Annotated in this window: 22 protein-coding genes; 21 read left to right on the forward strand and 1 reads right to left on the reverse strand. The window is 41.5% G+C overall.

Features of this window, described 5'->3' with window-relative positions; genetic code table 11:
- Positions 1 to 6: 6 nt before the first annotated feature.
- The 9 genes from aroA (at position 7) to ypjB (ending at position 7,678) form a co-directional block, all read left to right on the forward strand.
- Complete coding sequence (aroA, locus tag BA1_RS06105) at positions 7 to 1,293, forward strand: 3-phosphoshikimate 1-carboxyvinyltransferase (protein WP_008356765.1); 1,287 nt, start codon at positions 7 to 9, stop codon at positions 1,291 to 1,293.
- 289 nt (positions 1,294 to 1,582) lie between these two features.
- On the forward strand, positions 1,583 to 2,854 hold the full coding sequence (locus BA1_RS06110) for a tetratricopeptide repeat protein (RefSeq protein ID WP_008356767.1): 1,272 nt from the start codon (positions 1,583 to 1,585) through the stop codon (positions 2,852 to 2,854).
- Positions 2,855 to 2,929: 75 nt separating this feature from the next.
- Positions 2,930 to 3,469 carry a ReoY family proteolytic degradation factor gene (locus BA1_RS06115; RefSeq protein WP_008344562.1) on the forward strand — a complete coding sequence of 180 codons (540 nt, stop codon included), beginning with the start codon at positions 2,930 to 2,932 and terminating at the stop codon, positions 3,467 to 3,469.
- Positions 3,470 to 3,530: 61 nt separating this feature from the next.
- On the forward strand, positions 3,531 to 3,977 hold the full coding sequence (locus tag BA1_RS06120) for a YpiF family protein (RefSeq protein WP_008356769.1): 447 nt from the start codon (positions 3,531 to 3,533) through the stop codon (positions 3,975 to 3,977).
- Positions 3,978 to 4,121: 144 nt separating this feature from the next.
- Positions 4,122 to 4,628, forward strand: a complete 507-nt coding sequence (locus tag BA1_RS06125) for a ubiquinol-cytochrome c reductase iron-sulfur subunit (RefSeq protein ID WP_007500911.1) — start codon at positions 4,122 to 4,124, stop codon at positions 4,626 to 4,628.
- Positions 4,629 to 4,630: 2 nt separating this feature from the next.
- On the forward strand, positions 4,631 to 5,305 hold the full coding sequence (gene qcrB, locus BA1_RS06130) for a menaquinol-cytochrome c reductase cytochrome b subunit (protein ID WP_003215804.1): 675 nt from the start codon (positions 4,631 to 4,633) through the stop codon (positions 5,303 to 5,305).
- 41 nt (positions 5,306 to 5,346) lie between these two features.
- Positions 5,347 to 6,114, forward strand: coding sequence for a menaquinol-cytochrome c reductase cytochrome b/c subunit (locus BA1_RS06135; RefSeq protein ID WP_008356771.1), 768 nt, complete (start codon positions 5,347 to 5,349; stop codon positions 6,112 to 6,114).
- 101 nt (positions 6,115 to 6,215) lie between these two features.
- Positions 6,216 to 6,809: a lipoprotein heptaprenylglyceryl N-acetyltransferase LhaT gene (lhaT, locus tag BA1_RS06140; protein WP_008356773.1), complete on the forward strand. Its 594-nt coding sequence runs from the start codon at positions 6,216 to 6,218 to the stop codon at positions 6,807 to 6,809.
- Positions 6,810 to 6,874: 65 nt separating this feature from the next.
- Positions 6,875 to 7,678, forward strand: a complete 804-nt coding sequence (ypjB, locus tag BA1_RS06145) for a sporulation protein YpjB (protein ID WP_008356775.1) — start codon at positions 6,875 to 6,877, stop codon at positions 7,676 to 7,678.
- A 32-nt stretch (positions 7,679 to 7,710) separates the two neighbouring features.
- Here the strand turns inward: ypjB and BA1_RS06150 are convergent, their stop codons facing one another.
- Positions 7,711 to 8,583, reverse strand: coding sequence for a YitT family protein (locus tag BA1_RS06150; protein WP_008356777.1), 873 nt, complete (start codon positions 8,581 to 8,583; stop codon positions 7,711 to 7,713).
- A gap of 137 nt (positions 8,584 to 8,720) precedes the next feature.
- On the opposite strand from BA1_RS06150, the gene BA1_RS06155 reads away from it, so the two are divergent.
- The 12 genes from BA1_RS06155 to BA1_RS18580 all read left to right on the forward strand — a co-directional run bounded on the left by BA1_RS06155 (position 8,721) and on the right by BA1_RS18580 (position 19,784).
- Positions 8,721 to 9,056: a nucleotide pyrophosphohydrolase gene (locus BA1_RS06155; RefSeq protein ID WP_008344575.1), complete on the forward strand. Its 336-nt coding sequence runs from the start codon at positions 8,721 to 8,723 to the stop codon at positions 9,054 to 9,056.
- Positions 9,057 to 9,061: 5 nt separating this feature from the next.
- Positions 9,062 to 9,865 (forward strand): 4-hydroxy-tetrahydrodipicolinate reductase, encoded by an 804-nt coding sequence (gene dapB / locus BA1_RS06160; protein ID WP_008356779.1) that lies wholly within the window; start codon positions 9,062 to 9,064, stop codon positions 9,863 to 9,865.
- Positions 9,866 to 9,884: 19 nt separating this feature from the next.
- Positions 9,885 to 10,304: a methylglyoxal synthase gene (mgsA, locus tag BA1_RS06165; protein ID WP_008356781.1), complete on the forward strand. Its 420-nt coding sequence runs from the start codon at positions 9,885 to 9,887 to the stop codon at positions 10,302 to 10,304.
- Positions 10,291 to 10,995 carry a bacillithiol biosynthesis deacetylase BshB1 gene (bshB1, locus tag BA1_RS06170; RefSeq protein WP_008356782.1) on the forward strand — a complete coding sequence of 235 codons (705 nt, stop codon included), beginning with the start codon at positions 10,291 to 10,293 and terminating at the stop codon, positions 10,993 to 10,995. The genes mgsA and bshB1 overlap by 14 nt, the downstream gene beginning before the upstream one ends.
- 2 nt (positions 10,996 to 10,997) lie before the next feature.
- Positions 10,998 to 12,143, forward strand: coding sequence for an N-acetyl-alpha-D-glucosaminyl L-malate synthase BshA (bshA, locus tag BA1_RS06175; RefSeq protein ID WP_008356785.1), 1,146 nt, complete (start codon positions 10,998 to 11,000; stop codon positions 12,141 to 12,143).
- On the forward strand, positions 12,136 to 13,338 hold the full coding sequence (locus tag BA1_RS06180; protein WP_008356788.1) for a CCA tRNA nucleotidyltransferase: 1,203 nt from the start codon (positions 12,136 to 12,138) through the stop codon (positions 13,336 to 13,338). Before bshA ends, BA1_RS06180 begins: the two co-directional genes overlap by 8 nt.
- On the forward strand, positions 13,311 to 14,294 hold the full coding sequence (locus BA1_RS06185; protein WP_008356789.1) for a bifunctional biotin--[acetyl-CoA-carboxylase] synthetase/biotin operon repressor: 984 nt from the start codon (positions 13,311 to 13,313) through the stop codon (positions 14,292 to 14,294). Before BA1_RS06180 ends, BA1_RS06185 begins: the two co-directional genes overlap by 28 nt.
- A gap of 197 nt (positions 14,295 to 14,491) precedes the next feature.
- Positions 14,492 to 15,331, forward strand: a complete 840-nt coding sequence (panB, locus tag BA1_RS06190; protein WP_008356791.1) for a 3-methyl-2-oxobutanoate hydroxymethyltransferase — start codon at positions 14,492 to 14,494, stop codon at positions 15,329 to 15,331.
- Positions 15,328 to 16,194 (forward strand): pantoate--beta-alanine ligase, encoded by an 867-nt coding sequence (gene panC / locus BA1_RS06195; RefSeq protein ID WP_008356793.1) that lies wholly within the window; start codon positions 15,328 to 15,330, stop codon positions 16,192 to 16,194. The genes panB and panC overlap by 4 nt, the downstream gene beginning before the upstream one ends.
- Positions 16,187 to 16,570 (forward strand): aspartate 1-decarboxylase, encoded by a 384-nt coding sequence (gene panD, locus BA1_RS06200; RefSeq protein ID WP_008356795.1) that lies wholly within the window; start codon positions 16,187 to 16,189, stop codon positions 16,568 to 16,570. Before panC ends, panD begins: the two co-directional genes overlap by 8 nt.
- A gap of 115 nt (positions 16,571 to 16,685) precedes the next feature.
- A complete protein-coding gene (gene dinG, locus BA1_RS06205) occupies positions 16,686 to 19,478 on the forward strand; it encodes an ATP-dependent DNA helicase DinG (RefSeq protein WP_008356797.1) in 2,793 nt (930 codons plus the stop codon).
- 135 nt (positions 19,479 to 19,613) lie between these two features.
- Entirely contained in the window at positions 19,614 to 19,784 is a 171-nt protein-coding gene (locus tag BA1_RS18580) for a YpmA family protein (protein WP_008344594.1), read from the forward strand.
- Positions 19,785 to 19,788 lie beyond the last annotated feature (4 nt).

The raw sequence follows: 19,788 nt of genomic DNA on the forward strand, positions 1-19,788 counted from the left end.
ACGAACATGAAAATTCATAAACATGCTCCTATGAACGGAGAAATTCATATTCCTGGCGACAAATCCATTTCTCATAGATCCGTGATGTTTGGTGCTATCGCTGATGGGACAACAGTAGTGAAAAACTTTCTTCCTGGAGCTGATTGTTTAAGTACGATTGATTGCTTTAGAAAGATGGGTGTAGACATCGAACAAAAAGGAACAGATGTTGTCATTCACGGCAAAGGACTGAAAGAGCTTAAAGAGCCGAGTGATATCCTTGATGTTGGTAATTCTGGCACCACCATTCGTTTAATGATGGGAATCTTAGCTGGCTGTGAGTTCCACAGTACGCTGATCGGTGACGAAAGTATTGCCAAACGACCAATGAAACGAGTAACAGGTCCGCTAAGACAATTAGGCGCCAAAATAGATGGCAGAGCAAATGGCGAGTATACACCACTTTCTATACGCGGGGGCAATCTAAAAGCCATCTCTTACAAGTCTCCGGTTGCAAGTGCGCAAATTAAGTCGGCTGTCCTTTTAGCTGGACTGCAAGCAGAAGGAACAACGACGTTAACTGAGCCCCATAAATCAAGAGATCATACCGAAAGAATGCTCTCAATGTTTGGTGTCTCGCTACATGAAGACGCACAAAGTGTCTCCATTGAAGGGGGACAAACATTAAAAGCGACAGATATATTTGTCCCAGGAGATATATCTTCAGCTGCCTTTTTCCTAGTAGCTGGATCTATCGTTCCAAACAGCCGGATTGTATTGAAAAATGTCGGCTTAAACAAAACAAGAACTGGCATTATAGATGTACTGAAGCAAATGGGTGCGAACCTGGACATTCATGAAGTGGATGCAAAAGGCGGAGAACCATACGGTGATTTAATCATCTCTACCTCTTCCTTAAAAGGGATTGAAATTTCTGGTGATATCATCTCCAGACTCATCGACGAAATTCCTATTATTGCGCTTCTAGCTACTCAAGCAGAAGGAACAACGATCATTAAAGATGCGGCTGAGTTAAAAGTAAAAGAAACCAATCGAATTGATACCGTCGTTTCAGAACTTAAAAAACTAGGTGCTCATATTGAAGCAACTGATGATGGAATGAAGATTCATGGTAAAACCAGCCTTAAGGGCGGCGCAGTCGTCTCCAGCTACGGAGATCACCGAATTGGTATGATGTTAGGAATTGCTGCATGTATCACAGAGCAAGCAATTGAAATTGAAGATACAGATGCAGTGCGTGTATCTTATCCAAATTTCTTTGAACACATTGAATACTTAACGAAAACAGTCTGAGGATTTCCTCAGGCTTTTTCTTTCCTTTTGCATATTTGAAAGAATGATAGCATAGCTTGTCTCAAGGTGAAACCTTGAAAAAAAACGTTTTGTTGATTCAAACATGATTTTTTAGCGTTTACGGTTTACAAATCGTCAGTTTAGTAAAGTATTGATTGAAAAAGAGTCTTTAAAAGACAAAAATGGCTTCATGTGAAAAGAGCAACATATTTGCTGGATATGCAGCTGTCGATTATGATATGAAGTAACAACAGTTTAGGTTTTTGGAAACAGAAAGGAACGGTTTGATTTGAATAGTTCATTACAAGAAGCCATAAAATTAGTTGAGGCAGGTGAGACTGAAAAAGGACTCCAAACACTTGCACAAGCAGAGAAGCATCTACACGATGAAGAAAAGGCGCAGGCAGCTCAGTTATATTATGAGTGGGGAGATATTGGCAAAGCGCGGAATCTCATCAGTGATTTACATGATTTATATCCAGAGGAAACTGGATTAACCTGTTTTTATGCAGAGCTACTCATTGACTCTGATGAAGAAGAGAAGGCAATTGCTGTACTTGAAACGATTCCTGAAGATGACGATGCGTATCCAGAGAGTTTATTGTTAATGGCGGATTTGTATCAAATGCAAGGGCTATTTGAAGTGAGTGAACAAAAGCTTTTAAAAGCGAAAGAATTATTACCTAATGAAGCCGTCATTGACTTCGCGTTAGGTGAATTGTACTTTTCTCAAGGTCTTTCAAAGAAAGCAGCCGATTATTTCTACAAAGTGGCCGATCAACAAAATGAGGTTGGCGGCGTCAATGTATATCAGCGTCTCGCTGAATCGTTAAGCACAGCTGGAGAATTTGAAGATGCGCTTGAATGGTATGAAAAGGCGGTAAAGGATCAAGCAGACCCAAATACACTCTTTGGCTACGGATTTACAGCAATGAGGGCTGGCAGAACGAAGACAGCTATTCAGCAGCTTTCAGTACTAAAAGAGATGGATCCATCTTATTCGTCACTTTATATGCCTTTAGCCAAAAGCTATGAGGAAGAAGGACTATATCATGAGGCGTTAGAGGCAGTAAAAGAAGGTATTAAAATGGATGAGTATAACAAAGAGTTATATTTATATGGGGCAAAGATTGCTTTGAAAAATGGCGATTCGGAAGATGCGAAAAAGCTGCTTCAAGAAGCACTCGCCCTTGATCCAGGATATATTGAAGCGGTTCAAACACTGCTAGCGATCTATTTAAATGAAGAGCTGTATGATGACATTCTCGATGTCATCAAAGAAGTTAAGAGTTTTGGAGAAGATGATCCAAAATGGAACTGGTATGCTGCTTCTGCTTCTGTTGGACGAGAGGAATACGAAGAAGCAGCTGAGTATTTCAAACTTGCTCTGCCTGATTTTGATGAGGACCGTGACTTTTTATACGAATACGCTTCGTTCCTTTTAGAAGAAGGCAGACAAAAAGAAGCCTTACCGTTATTACGTAAAGTTCTTCAAAAAGATGGCGTGAATGAAGAAATTCAAGAAACAATTTTAAGAATTGAAGACGAAATTTCCTTATAGTTTGCAGGAATGAAGAACTGGTTTGTTGAATAATTCAGGTATAGCAATTTAATTTACGATAGAGGAGGGAATAACATGCAGACCCCTGTTTCTGTCAATGAAAAAAAGGAATTTATCCGGTGGTTCTTAAACCATTATCAGTTAAAGCGAAGAGAATGTGTTTGGATATTAAATTATTTAATGAGTCACGACTCTTTGATGGAAAAGGTTCATTTTGTAGAGCAAGCAGAATTTTGCCCAAGGGGAATTATTATGTCAACACACTGTGTGGATGAAGTTCCCTTTAGATTTTATAAAGAAAACATCATGACGACAGATGCTGAAAAATCATTTCATGATATTCGTTTGAATAAACAGCAAGATTTGTTTATTCAGTTGAATTTCCGCTCCGCTTATCGTTCGCCGGAATATGCAGCCGTTCTAGAAACAAATCCTCATATTCCTAAAGATCTTTATGAAAATGAAAAAGATAAGGATCTTGCTGAGAAAGTATTAGAGCACTCTATCGCTACTTTCCAAAAAGAACGGCTTATGAAAGAAATAGATGAAGCGCTTGACCGTCATGATCAAGAAACGTTTAATAAGTTAGCCAAAGAATTAAGCCTATTATCATAAAGTCAGCCAATAAGCCTTGCCCTATTCAGGCAGGGCTTATGTGATGAAAGAGGGGAACTAGATGAAGTTTCAGGCGGAGGACGCGGAACGCTTTTTACAATCTAAAGATTACATTGATACCGCTATCATTCCATTAATTAGGATCAGTGCAAACCAAATTAAACAAACCGCATCTTTAGGGGAGTTTACAATTCTAGTGGCAGAGGATCTTGAAAGGCAGCTAAAAGGCAGAGTGTTTCTTTTTCCTCCACATACATATTTAGAAGTCAATGATCGTAAACAAGACGACATACTTGCAGTGAAACAATCATTACAAGAACATTTTCAGCATGTCGTATTTATCACTTCCGATCATCAGTGGAAAGAGCAGTTAGAAGTGAATGAGTCGCTATTTTTGCTGCACCCGGTTCCATTGGAGCATTTAAAGGTCGAATTAAAACAAAAAGTCATTCAAGACAGTGTAGAACAAATTTTGAACTTTTTGTTACAAAAATGGAACCCTTCATAAAAACCCTTACATTTGCATTGTACATAGCTTTTTAGGCTGTTGACCTTGTGAATAGATTGATATATTATGAGGGTGTCCTAGTTTTATGAAATTTTTTCTAATTCAGTTATAAAGTAGCTGACGACCTGAGGGGGGGAGAAAAAAATGAGCGAGAAGAGACATGGAGTGTCCAGGCGTCAATTTTTGAATTACACGTTGACCGGCGTGGGGGGATTTATGGCCGCTGGAATGCTCATGCCTATGGTTCGCTTTGCGCTTGACCCTGTGCTAAAAGGAACAGAGGATCAGGATATGGTTCAAGTTGTCAGTGTGGATGAATTGACAAAGGAACCGAAGCGCTTTGACTTTAAAATTGACCAAGTAGATGCATGGTATGAGTCAAAGGAATCTAGGTCAGCATGGGTGTACAAAGAAGGGGATGAAATTGTCGCTTTATCGCCAATCTGTAAACATTTAGGATGTACAGTGAACTGGAACAGTGATCCGAAAAATCCAAACAAATTTTTCTGCCCGTGTCACTATGGGCTGTACGACAAGGATGGTACAAACGTACCCGGAACTCCGCCGCTTGCGCCGCTTGACCATTATAAGCAGCAAGTGAAGGACGGATACCTCTATCTTGGAAAAGCTGTGCCGAAAGGGGAAGGGTAACGATGCTTAACAAGATTTATGATTGGGTAGATGAGCGGCTAGACATTACACCGATATGGAGAGATATTGCGGATCATGAAGTGCCGGAGCACGTCAATCCAGCGCATCATTTCTCTGCTTTTGTGTATTGTTTTGGCGGTTTAACGTTTTTTGTGACTGTCATTCAAGTCCTTTCGGGTATGTTTTTAACGATGTATTATGTGCCGGATATTAAAAACGCATGGGAATCTGTCTATTATTTGCAAAATGAAGTCGCATTTGGACAGATTGTCAGAGGGATGCACCACTGGGGTGCGAGTCTAGTAATCGTGATGATGTTTTTACATACGCTACGGGTCTTTTTCCAAGGGGCGTATAAGAAGCCGAGAGAGCTAAACTGGATTGTAGGTGTGCTCATTTTCTTTGTGATGCTTGGACTTGGTTTTACAGGGTATCTTTTACCATGGGATATGAAGGCGCTGTTTGCGACGAAGGTTGGTCTTCAAATTGCAGAGGCGACACCTTTCATTGGAAAAGAGATTAAAACGCTGCTTGCAGGTCATCCTGACATTGTAGGAGCACAAACGCTGACGAGATTTTTCGCTATCCATGTCTTTTTCTTGCCAGCGGCATTATTTGGGCTGATGGCTGCCCACTTTATTATGATTCGTAAGCAAGGAATTTCTGGACCGCTGTAAAATTTTGCGTTTGATGAATGTTCAATGAGGAGGGGATGACTTTGCATAGGGGAAAAGGGATGAAGTTTGTCGGAGATTCCAGAATACCGGCAGAAAGAAAACCTAACATACCTAAAGACTATTCCGAATATCCGGGAAAAACAGAAGCCTTTTGGCCGAACTTTCTTTTAAAGGAATGGCTTGTAGGTGCCGTTTTTTTAATTGGATTTCTTGTCCTAACTGTTGTTCATGCACCTCCGCTTGAGCGGATGGCTGATCCAACAGATACGGGCTATATTCCGCTGCCAGACTGGTATTTCCTATTTTTGTACCAGTTGTTGAAATATGAATTTGCTGCAGGAAGCTATACGGTTGTGGGCGCGATGATTATGCCTGGAATTGCGTTTGGTGCTCTTTTACTCGCACCATTTCTCGATTCTGGTCCTGAACGTAGACCATATAGAAGACCGATTGCAGTCGGTATGATGATTCTTGCCGTTGGTGCAGCAACATATTTAACGTGGGAATCTGTTGCTACTCATGATTGGGAAGCAGCAGCGAAGCAAGGTGAAATTAAGAAAGAAGCAGAAATTGACACCTCAGCCGAAGAGTATAAAATTTATCAAGAGCAGACATGTATCTCCTGTCACGGGGATAATATGCAAGGCGGTGCAGCTGGGCCGTCACTTGTTGACAATGGCTTAACACCTGAACAAATAGCGAAAATCGCTGTAGAAGGAAAAGGAAACATGCCTAAGGGCATCTTCAAAGGCAGTGATGAAGAACTTGAAAAACTCTCGAAATATTTATCTGAGGTCAAATCTAAATAATTCAGTTGTTTAAATGCAAGTACAAGGATATACTCAAAGGAGAAAAAAGCTGGCGCTGTCAGCTTTTTTCTGATTTTAACAGATCGTGAGTGAAGAGAAATATGAGATGGATTCAATATCTGCTAGCCACACGCTACATGCTTGTGCTGGTGCTCATTGTCAATTTTCTTGGCACTGTGTACGGCTATTACTGGTATATTCCGCAGCTTGTAGAGACGCCGGCTATCTTTTTACCTTTTGTTCCAGACAGCCCAACGGCAAGCTTTTTCTTTTTATTTGTATTACTAGCTTTTCTGATGAAACGTCACGCTCCTTATTTTGAAGCACTTGCCCTTGTCACCTTGATCAAATATGGGTTATGGGCCGTAGGGATGAATATCTTCGTGCTGGTTTCTGTTGAAGATTTTCCGTGGGAAGGGTATATGCTGATTGGTTCACACTTTGCCATGGCGGTTCAGGCTGTATTATTTGCCCCATATTACCGCTTTCAAATGCGCCACTTGGTTGTCGCTGGTATATGGATTTTACATAATGATGTGATTGATTATGTATTTGGTATGATGCCGCGTTATTCTATGCTTTCTGCGTATTCGAATGAGATTGGCTATGTCACATTTTGGTTAAGTATCGCTGTTCTTCTCGTTTCGTATTATCTGGTCATTTCCAAAAAATCGGCCAAGCTTGAACTCCCTTAACAATGTTGGTCTAACCTTGTCCTTTTCTTCATACGCTGTATGGAGAAGGGCTAGGAGGGACTTGCATGAAACGAAAGCCAATTGCGATGATTCTATTATTTTTTCTCGTCTTACATCCAGCTGCTGCGGAAGGTGAGGAAACAACCGCTAAAGCGCTGCAAGAATTGACGGAACTATCAGATTCAATCTTTCAATTAACGAGACAAGCTAAATATGATGAGGCGCTACAAGTCGCATTGTATGTTGAAAAGACATTTAAAGCTGAGAATTGGCGTGGAACTCTGACGAATACGCAGGTCCGGCAAATTACACTTGGCTATCAAGATATCATTAAAGGACTCCCGCAGGAAGACTTAAATGAACGCGAAAAACTTCGATATGCCTCTCAGTTTAGAATGCTGATCGATGCGATTCAATCTAGTTCAGAGCCTCTTTGGGGTTCGTTAGAGAAGCCGATTATGGGGTCATTTCCTGCATTGAAGAAGGAAGTGAAAGATCCAGAATCAACGGCGTTCTATGAAACTTGGAATGAGCTGGTTTCTTTATACGATATGATTTATCCGAGTTTAACCATTGATATTTCGCCTGAAAGGCTTCACACGATTAAGCAGCACATGGACGTGATTGAGCAAGGTGAATTTTTAAAAGCTTCGAGTGGGACAAAGCTTGAGCGTCTTACCAAGCTGGAAGAGGATTTATCAAGTGTGTTCGCTCATGTCGATCAAGATGAAGCCGATCCATCGCTTTTTTGGGTCATCTTAACAACAGGGAGTATCATTTTATTCACTTTAACGTATGTTGGGTTTCGTAAATACCGTGCTGAAAAAGAGAAGAAGCAAAAGCGGCAAGCTGATTACCCGAAGTCATAAAAAAAAGAAGCACTGCTTTTGTGCTTCTTTTTTTAATGGGGATTGAGCGGCTTTTTATGTTCATCTAATGTAAATCCTTCACCGAGTACATCATGAACGTCACTCACTGATACAAATGCATGAGGGTCAACGGACGTGACGACACTTTTGAGATGGGCAAGCTCATTTTTTGGAACGACACAGTAAAGGACATTGCGTTCTTGTTTCGTATAGGAGCCGACACCTTTTAGAATCGTCACACCGCGCTCCATTTCTTCAGTGATTTTCTTTTGAATAATGTCATCCTTTTCAGAAATAATCATTGCTCCTTTGGCAGCGTAAGCGCCTTCTTGCATGAAGTCGATCACTTTCGCAGCAACAAATACGGCGACAAGTGTATACATGGCTTCTTTGTAATTTAAATAGGTAAGAGAGATGGTAATGACGCACGCGTCGAAAATAAACATCGTTCTTCCCATTGCTACTTGATAATGCTTGTTGATCAGTCTGGCAATAATGTCCACGCCGCCTGTTGTACCGCCGAATTTAAAGATAATCCCGAGGCCTGTTCCGATAAACACACCTGCAAAGAGGGCGGCTAAGGCTAAATCGTGCTGAAGAGGCATATGTATTTGAAAGCGCTGGAAGATAGCCAGAAAGACTGAAAGACTAACTGTTCCTACAATTGTATAAGTAAACATCGTTCTGCCAAGCATTTTCCAGCCGATAAAAAAGATCGGAATGTTTAAGACAAGGTTTGAAATAGACGGGTCAATGTGAAATAGAAAATATAAAAGCAGTGTAATACCTGTAAATCCGCCTTCCGCCAAGTTGTTTTGCATATTAAAATGAACAAGACCGAAAGAAAAAATCGCAGATCCTATCAAAATAAAGACGATATTTTTAAGACGAATTTCTTTTAGCAAAAGATCACTCCTTTTTTTGCTTAGACAGCGATAATATTATATGGTATGGGAGAGAAACAAGCAAACTGAGTTTTAAACATTTGTCAAATATTTATGATTTCGCTAACATGTAAGAGATGGATAGGAGGATGAGCTTCATGACGAATGAAAAAACGCTGCGTCACGTGCAGCAAGAAGTAGATGATTACATAGGACAATTTAAAGAAGGTTATTTTAGCCCGCTTGCCATGATGGCCCGTCTGACAGAAGAATTAGGTGAGCTGGCAAGAGAGGTTAACCATTATTATGGAGAAAAGCCGAAAAAAACAACCGAAACGGAAAAAAGCATGGAAGAAGAAATTGGCGATGTGTTGTTTGTATTAACATGCCTTGCCAATTCACTCAATATTTCACTTGAAGAAGCTCATGATCGTGTGATGCATAAATTCAATACAAGAGACAAAGACCGCTGGACGAAAAAAGAAGGGAAGTAGAGACGATGACGAATCAAACCATCAAAGTAGTAATCGCTGGAGCAAGAGGAAGAATGGGGATAGAGGCTGTCAAGCTGGTAGAAGAAACAAGCCATTTTGAGCTGGTGGCAGCACTTGATCATACACACGAGGGACAAACATTATCTGATGTCATTCATACAACATCTGATGCACCCATTTATACGGATATTGATGTGTGTCTTTCAGAGACAGCACCTGATGTACTAATTGATCTGACGACACCAGAAATTGGGAAAGTACATACGAAAAAAGCACTTGAACATGGTGTACGTCCAGTCGTAGGGACAACTGGTTTTTCAGAGGCTGACCTAAAAGAGCTTCAGCAATTAACAGAAGAAAAGGGCATAGGATGCATCATTGCCCCTAACTTTGCTGTCGGTGCAGTTTTAATGATGAAGTTTGCCAAAATGGCAGCGAATTACTTTCCTGATGTTGAGATCATTGAGCTTCATCATGATAAAAAACTGGACGCTCCAAGCGGTACGGGCTTAAAAACAGCTGAAATGATTGCAGAAGTAAGAGAAAGCAAAAAGCAGGGACATCCTGAAGAAAAAGAATTAATCGAAGGTGCACGTGGAGCAGATTACGATGGCATTCGCTTGCATAGCGTACGGCTTCCAGGCATGATTGCACATCAAGAAGTGCTGTTTGGAATGGACGGACAGACTTTGACCATTCGTCATGATTCTTATAATCGTGCATCATTTATGTCAGGTGTGAAGCTGTCGGTGGAACAAGTAATGCATATTGATCAACTCGTCTATGGTTTAGAAAACATCATCGACTAATATAAGGAGTGGATTCCTGATGAACATTGCTTTAATCGCTCATGATAAGAAAAAAAGTGACATGATTCAATTTGCCATTGCGTACCGAGATATTTTGGCAGATCATACACTTTATGCAACAGGAACAACAGGTTTAAGAGTGAAAGAAGCGACAGGGCTTCCCATTCATCGTTTTCAATCAGGACCACTTGGAGGAGATCAGCAGATTGGTGCTTTGATTGCTGATAATGCAATGGATCTTGTGCTCTTTTTTAGAGACCCGTTAACCGCACAGCCGCATGAACCTGATGTATCTGCACTCATCCGGCTTTGCGATGTGTATGCCATACCACTTGCAACCAATATGGGGACTGCTGAAATTTTAGTCAGGAACTTAAATAAAGGGACGTTTGATTTTCGAGAAGTAGCAAAAAACGGAGGAACAAATGAAACCACTTGATATCCTTGCATTCGGTGCCCATAGCGACGATGTAGAGATCGGAATGGGCGGTACGCTTGCAAAATACGTAAAAAAAGGGGCGCGTGTCGGGATCTGTGACTTGACTCAGGCTGAATTATCTTCAAATGGAACGGTTGAGAGCCGTAAAGAAGAGGCGAAAGCAGCCGCCGCTGTTTTAGGCGTCAAAACTCGAATCCAGCTCACGCTGCCAGATAGAGGACTTTATATCAATGACGAAGCGATAAAGGAAATTGCAGGTGTCATTCGAACATACAAACCAAAACTTATTTTTGCCCCGCACCACCAAGATCGACATCCTGATCATGGTCATGCGGGTTCACTTGTAGAAGAGGCGGCTTTTTCTGCAGGTATACATAAATTTGAAGATTCATACAAGCAGCCGGCGCATAAAATAAGCCAGATGTATTATTACATGATTAACGGTCATCATCGTCCAGATTTTGTGATTGATATTTCAGACGAGATGGATCAAAAAATGGAGAGTTTACATGCGTATCAAAGCCAATTTGTGAAATCGGCAAATTCGGTGGAGACACCGCTTGTAAATGGTTATATTGATTTTGTCAAAATGAGAGAGTCGATGTATGGAAGGGAAGTCAATAAAGCTTTTGCAGAAGGGTTTCTGACAAAGAAACCACTTCTGATGGATGATGACTTACTTGGGGGGTAATTATGAAAAAATTGAAGGTCGGAATCACTTGTTATCCGAGTGTCGGTGGTTCGGGTATTATTGCCACAGAGCTTGGAAAACGTTTAGCTGAAAAAGGGCACGATGTTCATTTCATTACCTCAAGTATTCCGTTTAGACTCAATAAAGTGTATCCGAATATTTATTTTCATGAAGTAGATGTCAATCAATATGCTGTGTTTCAATATCCGCCTTATGACCTTGCACTAGCAAGTAAACTCGCAGAAGTAGCAAAACGAGAGAAGCTAGATATTATTCATGCGCATTATGCAGTCCCGCATGCTGTCTGTGCGTTTTTGGCCAAGCAAATGACTGGACACTCTGTGAAAGTCGTGACCACGCTTCACGGGACGGATATTACGGTTTTAGGCTATGATCCATCATTAAAGGAAGTCATCCGGTTTGCCATCGAATCATCTGATCGCGTAACGGCGGTGTCGCATTCATTAGCCGCTCAAACGTATGATCTGATTAAACCGGATCAAAAAATTGATACGATCCATAATTTCGTCGATGAGCGCGTGTATTTACGTGAAGATCATGAAGTGCTGAAGAAACATTATGGGCTGTTACAGGATGAAAAGGTCGTGATCCATGTATCGAATTTCCGCAAGGTGAAGCGAGTGCAAGATGTCATCCAAGTGTTTAAAAAGATGTCTGAACAGGTGGATGCAAAACTGCTTCTTATTGGGGACGGTCCTGAAAAATCGGTTGTATGCGAACTTGTGAAAAAACTGGGACTTACGGACCGTGTGTTATTTTTAGGAAAGCAAGAGAAGGTGGAGGAGCTTTATTCGATTAGTGATTTGAAGCTGCTGCTTTCTGAGAAAGAAAGCTTCGGCCTTGTGCTGCTTGAAGCAATGGCGTGCGGAGTACCTTGTATTGGGACAGATGTTGGCGGAATCCCAGAGGTCATTACACATGGAGAGACAGGATTTCTTGTCCCGCTTGGCGATGTAGATAGAGCAGCAGCATATGCAATCTCTTTACTCAAAGACAAATCGCTCCATGAGCAAGTGTCGATGGCAGCCAAGTCTAGTGTTGAGGCTCATTTCTCTTCTGAAAAAATTGTGAGAGAGTACGAAGATCTTTACTTAGAATTGATCGAAGGTGATGATGAAGATGAATGAACCATTCACACATGCGCTCCCTATTTTACATACGCTGCACGAACATGGGTATCAGGCTTATTTTGTCGGCGGTGCGGTGAGAGATGTCCTGTTAGGCAGGGAAATTGGGGATATCGACATTGCGACAGATGCCACACCTGATACAGTAGAGTCTTTATTTGATAAAACAGTGGATGTAGGCAAAGCGCATGGCACTGTCATTGTTTTACTTGATGGGATCAGCTATGAGGTCACGACGTTTCGAAGTGAATCTGAATATGAAGACTTTCGCCGTCCTAAAGAAGTGACGTTTATCTCCTCGCTCAAAGAAGATCTTTTAAGAAGAGATTTAACGATAAATGCAATGGCCATGGATATTCATGGTGACATCATTGACCATGTAGGCGGTAAACAGGATATCGAGCGGAAATGGATCCAAACGGTTGGCGATCCTGCATGCCGATTTCAAGAGGATGCGCTTCGCATGATGAGAGCTGTACGTTTTTTAAGCGAGCTCGGGTTTGAGCTTTCTCCTAAGACGGAGGCAGCCATGAAAAAAGATAAGCACCTGCTTGCCAACATTTCTGTTGAGCGCAAAAAGATTGAAATGGAAAAGCTTTTAAAAGGCCGCTACTGCGAAAAAGCCATTCAGGTCCTCATATCAACACAATTGTATGAAGAATTGCCAGGCCTTGAAACGTATGGGCTTAATGAATCCTTGCAAGCCTTCCCTTATTATTTACTGGATGGATTAGAGGAGGTATGGGGGGCCTTTAACCATTTGCTTGGTCTTGATGAGGCGGAGGCAGTGTCTTTCTTAAAAGAATGGAAGCTGTCAACGAAAGTTCTAAAAGAAGCAGTGGCCATTAGCAAATATGTCGATTGTGACTGGGATGAGGAGAAGATGTTTGAAGCTGGTGAACATGTGCTGCTATCTAGCCTGAAAATCACGCAGCTCAAACATGAGCGCCGCATTTTCTTTGACGAGCTGGAAGCGGCGAAGCATTCATATGATGCGCTGCCGATTAAAAAGCTTCAAGACCTTGCAGTGTCAGGAAAAGATTTAATGGCCTTTCGGCAAAAGCCATCAGGTAAATGGATTGCAGAAGAGCTTGCTTGTGTAAAAAAAGCGGTTTTGCAAAACCAGTTGGAAAACCGAAAAGAAGCCATAGAGGAGTGGCTTATAGCATGCGATCAGCGATTAGAAAACGATTAATTGAACTATTTACAGCATCTGAGCAAGACTTTGTCTCAAGTCAGCAAATATGTGATGAGCTTGGCTGCTCTCGAACGGCGGTATGGAAGCATATAGAGGATTTGCGAAAAGAGGGATATGAGGTCGAAGCGGTCAGAAGAAAAGGGTACCGGCTGCTTCGTAAACCGGACAAAATTAGTGAAGACGAAATTCTGTTTGGTTTGGAAACAGAGCTGTTTGGCAGGCATATTTACTTTCAAGAAGAAGTGGCCTCAACTCAGCTGATCGCCCATGACTTCGTCAATGAAGGAGCGCCCCACGGCTCGCTTGTTGTCAGTGATCATCAGACAAACGGAAAAGGACGCCTTCAACGAGCGTGGTATTCACCAAATGGGACAGGCATTTGGATGAGTCTGATTCTAAGGCCTGAAATCCCATTACATAAAGCGCCGCAAATGACGCTTTTGGCATCTGTAGCGATTGCAGAAGCCATCGCACAAGAAACAGGACTCAGCCCATCTATTAAATGGCCAAACGATATTTTATTAAACGGTAAAAAGGTCGTGGGCATTTTGACTGAATTAAAAGCAGAAGCTGATCAGGTTCATGCGGTGATTATTGGTCCGGGTATAAATGTGAACCAGACGGCAGAGGATTTTCCTGATGAACTAAAGGGGATCGCTACGAGTTTGAGAATGGAACTAGATAAAAAGGTAGACAGAGCGGCACTCATTCAAACCATCATGTCCACCTTTGAAAAAAGGTATGACGAATATAGAAAACATGGATTTGCTCCGATCAAGCAATTATGGGAATCGTTTGCGGTGACCATCGGTAAACGTATTGTCGCCCGCACCTTTCATGAGCAATATATTGGAACGGCGCTTGGAATCAATGATGAAGGTGTTCTACTCCTTGAAACGGAGGATGGAATCCAAAAAATCTATTCCGCAGACATCGAGATCAAATCAACTTAAGTGGAACACCCGGCACATTTTTGATATACTTCGTGTGGACAGTATCTGAAAAAGAACTGTACCTGTTAGAAAGAAAAATTCGATAAATTTCTGCCTTGATCCTAAGGGACTTGGACAGAGGGATGATTCGCCTGCACATGAGAGGCAAGAGCATGTGATGAGGCAAGCCATCTCCTCTCCAGAATGAGGAGGAACAAATGAAGACAAAGCTAGATTTTTTCAAAATGAAAGAACAAAACGAACCTATTGTGATGCTGACAGCATACGACTATCCAGCTGCAAAGCAAGCGGAAAAAGCGGAAGTCGACATGATCTTAGTTGGTGATTCACTTGGGATGGTTGTACTTGGGCTTGATTCCACAGTACAAGTGACGATGGATGATATGATTCATCACACAAAAGCGGTCAAAAGAGGCGCAAAAGACACATTTATTGTAACCGATATGCCCTTTATGTCTTATCATTATTCATTAGAAGAAACGATGAAAAATGCAGCTCGCATGATGCAAGAAAGCGGGGCAGATGCCTTAAAGCTAGAAGGAGGAGACGGAGTTTTCGAATCCATTCAAGCTATGACAAGAGGCGGAATTCCGGTCGTCAGTCATTTAGGACTCACACCTCAATCAGTCGGTGTACTTGGCGGGTATAAAGTCCAAGGAAAAGATAAAGAGAGTGCGCAAAAATTGATTGAAGATAGTCTGAAATGTGAGGAAGCAGGTGCAATCGCCCTTGTGCTAGAATGCGTACCTGGTGAGCTGACAAAACGCATTACCGACATGCTGAAGATTCCTGTCATTGGAATTGGTGCAGGAGCTGAGGCAGATGGACAAGTTCTCGTTTACCATGATGTGGTAGGATACGGGGTGTCTAGAACACCTAAATTTGTGAAACAATACGCGCAAATCGATGCTGTCGTAGAAGAAGCGCTCATACAATATACAAAAGAAGTAAAAGCACGCACATTTCCAGAGGACATGCACACATTTCATATCAAAGAAGAAGTCCTTGAAGGTTTATATGGGGGAATCAAGAAATGAACGTTGTCACCCATATCCATGAGCTAAAAGAACTCATAAAGCAGCAGCAAAAGAAGCAGCATTCCATTGGTTTTGTGCCAACAATGGGCTTTCTTCATGAAGGACATTTGACTTTGGTGAAAGAAGCAAGAGAACAAAATGACATTGTGGTGATGAGTATTTTTGTGAACCCTTTGCAATTTGGACCGAACGAAGACTTCGAATCCTATCCAAGAGATATAAAAAGAGACCAGCGCCTTGCTGAGGAAGCCGGAGTGGATATTTTATTTACACCTGATGTGAAGGAAATGTACAAAGGTGAACCATCTGTGACGATGACCGTTCAAAAGCGTACAGACGTCTTATGCGGGAAGAAACGTCCAGGGCACTTCGACGGCGTTGTCACTGTGCTCACAAAGCTGTTTCATCTTGTAGCGCCAACAAATGTCTACTTTGGTCTAAAAGATGCACAGCAAGTCGCGGTCATCGATGCGATGATCAAGGATTTCTTCTTTGATCTTCACCTTGTGTCTGTTCCAACCGTTCGAGAAGAAGACGGTTTAGCAAAAAGCTCAAGAAACGTGTATTTGTCTGAAACAGAAAGACAAGAAGCACCTGCATTATACCGGGCATTAAAAAAAGGACAGACAGCTGTTGAAAAAGGTGAACGTGATATAAATCATATTTATCAGTTGGTGGAAGAGGAAATTCTTCAAACGAGCGGGGAAATTGATTATATTGAGATTTATTCCTACCCAGAACTTGAACCACTTCAGCATTTAACTGGCAAAGTGATCATTGCCATTGCTGTGAAGTTCTCTCATGCAAGACTAATTGATAATGTGATTTTCCATGTTCCTGAAAGCGGTGAAAAACATGTATAGAACCTTTATGATCTCTAAGCTCCATAAAGCGACTGTGACAGAAGCAAACTTACATTATGTAGGCAGTATTACAATCGACGAAGATTTACTTGATGCAGCAGGCATGATGGCAAATGAGAAAGTGCAAATTGTTAATAATCACAATGGAGCGAGACTTGAAACATACATTATTCCTGGAGAAAGAAAAAGCGGTGTCATTTGTCTAAATGGTGCGGCAGCAAGATTGGTCCAGCCAGGGGATGAAGTCATTATCATCGCTTATGGGATGTTGTCAGAGGAAGAAGCAAAATCGCACACACCAAAAGTGGTCGTGTTAAATAAACAAAATCAAATTGAACAAATGATTGGGCAAGAGCCTGCGAGAACGATTTTATAACGCACGCTAAAATGGAAACAGAACAGTTTCAAGAAAAGGAAGCTGTTCTGTTTCAGCTATATTGCCCAGAGCGTGTTTCACTTAGAGTGGAACGAGGAATTGAGGTGTCCATTTTATGACCGATCAAAGGTTTGTTGTCGTTGATATTGAAACCACCGGAAATTCACCAAAAAAAGGTGATAAAATCATTCAAATTGCTGCGGTGGTCATTGAAAATGGACAAATTGTCGAACGGTATTCAAGATATGTGAACCCAGGGAAAACGATTCCTGGATTTATTGAACAGCTGACAGGTATTAAACAGCACATGGTTGATGATGCGGTGTTTTTTGAGGAGATTGCCCAAGAGGTGTATGACCTCATACATGGCGCTTATTTTGTTGCGCACAATGTTCATTTTGACTTGAATTTTTTAAATGATGAACTACGCGCATGCGGGAAAAATGAGCTGGATGTGCTAGCGATTGATACAGTTGAAATTTCTAGAATTCTTTATCCTGAGCTTGAAGGTTATAAGCTAACTGAATTAAGTGAAGAGCTCATGCTTCCACATGACCACCCGCACAGGGCGGATAGTGATGCGGAAGTTACTGCCATGTTATTTTTAAACCTACTACATCAATTGAGACATACACCGCCAAATGTGTTAAAGCAGCTGCGCAGATTATCTTCATATCTTCTAAGTGATATAGGCCTGTTAATTAAGCAGCTTGAAACAAATCATTCTAATCAGGATGATTCTTTGGTGGAAGTCGGATCTTTTGTTGTAAAAGATGTGACCAATCGTATAACTGATACGACAGATTCAGTAGACGCGGGCGACGAGCAGCTGTTTGAGGAGATCAAAGAGAAGCTTCCTCAAACGTTAGAAGGTTATGAAGTAAGAGAAGGCCAGCTCACGATGATGAATAAAGTAAGAGATGTGTTCAATGAAAGAGCCTATGCTTTAATTGAAGCGGCACCAGGTATTGGGAAAACACTAGCTTACCTCATCCCAGCTGCTTTAGAGGCAAAGAAATCAGGAAAGCCTGTTATTATCAGTACATATTCCATTTTATTGCAGCAGCAAATGCTTCAGCGCGATGTCCCGTTGCTCAATCAATTGCTCCCATTTGAACCAGCTGCTTGTGTATTCAAAGGGAGAGCACATTATATTTGTTTGGATAAGTTTGAGCATGTACTGCATGAGGAAGATGATAACTATGATATTGTCTTAACAAAAGCGCAAATTTTAATGTGGCTGCTTGTAACCGAGACGGGGGATTTATCTGAACTGAATTTACCGTCAGGAGCTGCAAATATAAAAGACCGAATCTCCTGTGTACACATGCCGTTTACATCAAAAAAACGCCGCTTTAAAGAGTATTGTTTTTATGAACGAGCGAAACGAAAGGCGCAGACAGCTGATTTGATTTTGACGAATCACCGCCTGCTTTTATCTCAAACGGAAGCATCGTCTATCTTTCAGCATGCTGACGTCTATGTGATTGATGAAGCCCACCAATTTGAGAAAACGGCCAATGAAACACTTGGTGACAGTACTTCTTATATTCAGCTTCATGCAAAATTAACACAGCTCGGTTCCTTACAAGGCGGACTGTTAAAGAAACTGAAAAAGAGATTCCATGGTGCCGGTTTATCAACGGATACCTTTATTGAAATGGACGAATATCTTTATCAGCTTCAAATGGAAAGTGATGCGTTCTTTAGTACCGTCCATACTTTTGTGAAAAGGACAAAACCAAAAGCGGACATTAATCGTCTCATTCATAGAGTGCGTCATCATTCGAAACATGCTCAGTGGGTACGAATTAAAGAATCAGCGAGTAAGCTTTGTTCATTGTTAATTGCTTGTGAAAAGCTGTATGAGCAGCAAAAAAACGAGCTGCTTCACAAAAGGGATCAACTGACAGAACACTTTGCATTTGAAGCAGAGGAATACGATCAAGTCATGTCATTTATGCAGACATTTTGCAGTACGCTGTACCGGTTTATGTTTGAACCGAATAATGATGAAACGGTTTGGATTGAGATTGATGCAAAAGGTGCCAAAAATGCTGTCTTTATGCATGCGCAGCCGCTAGATACAGGAGAGCTTTTGGCGGATCGATTTTTTATGAACAAAAAAAGTGTGGTGCTTACATCAGGAACCCTTACAGTCAATCATCGTTTTGACTATTGCATGGAGAGATTTGGACTGCAGGACTTTTATCCGCACCTGATCCAAATCGATTCACCTTTTGAGCTTGAAAAGCAGCTCAAGGTTGTTGTACCGGCTGACATGCCGCCGATTACAAACCGTGATGAGAGAGATTATGTGAAGCAAGCTGCAAAATATATTAAGATTATGGAAAAGCAGGATCAAGCGAAAATATTGGTTTTATTTAATTCACATGAGATGTTAAAAGCAGTGTATGAAGAGCTAAAAACAGAAGGCATGAAATCGGCACTGCTTGCTCAAGGGCTGACAGGCGGGAGTCCTGTGAAATTGACGAAAATGTTTAAATTAGCAAAGGAAGCGATCTTGCTTGGTACGGGCAGTTTTTGGGAAGGTGTGGATTTTCCCGGCTCAGAGCTGACGACCGTCATTATGGCAAGACTGCCTTTCCGGCCGCCTGATTCACCGCTCATTGAAGCAAAATGTGAAGCGGCTAAAAAACAGGGGAAGAATCCGTTTAAAGCCGTCGCTCTTCCAGAAGCTGTATTAACCTTTAAGCAAGGTGCCGGCCGCCTGCTGCGCTCTGAAAAAGACATTGGTACATTGCTCATTTTAGACCGCCGAGTGAAAACAGCCTCGTACGGAAAACTATTTTTAGAATCACTCCCTCATGCGCCGGTTCATGAGATGTCAAAAGAGTCACTTGAGGCGTATATAGAGAGGCTCAACAACGAAAAGCCGCTGTCATAAGCGGCCTTAAGCTGGTGGTGTGGGTTTGGAGTTAATTTATCTTAACGGTTTTTTGTGTTCCGTTGTAAAAATAGTATCTGTTCCTGCGTGAAAAAGTATGACTAACAATATTTACGTACCGAGGAGGAATTAGAAGTGGAAAGTAAAATAGAGGTACTTTCAACTGTTCAAATTAAACATTCGGAAGACCTATACAAAATCGTTGATTTGCTGAACAGAACGCTGAAAAGGGAAGATCTTATGTTTGGATTAGCATTAGATCAAGAAGATCAAAATCAAGCGATATTTACCATATATCGCACTTAGGGGA

The organism is Bacillus xiamenensis, assembly GCF_000300535.1.
In the GTDB taxonomy this organism is placed as follows: domain Bacteria; phylum Bacillota; class Bacilli; order Bacillales; family Bacillaceae; genus Bacillus; species Bacillus xiamenensis.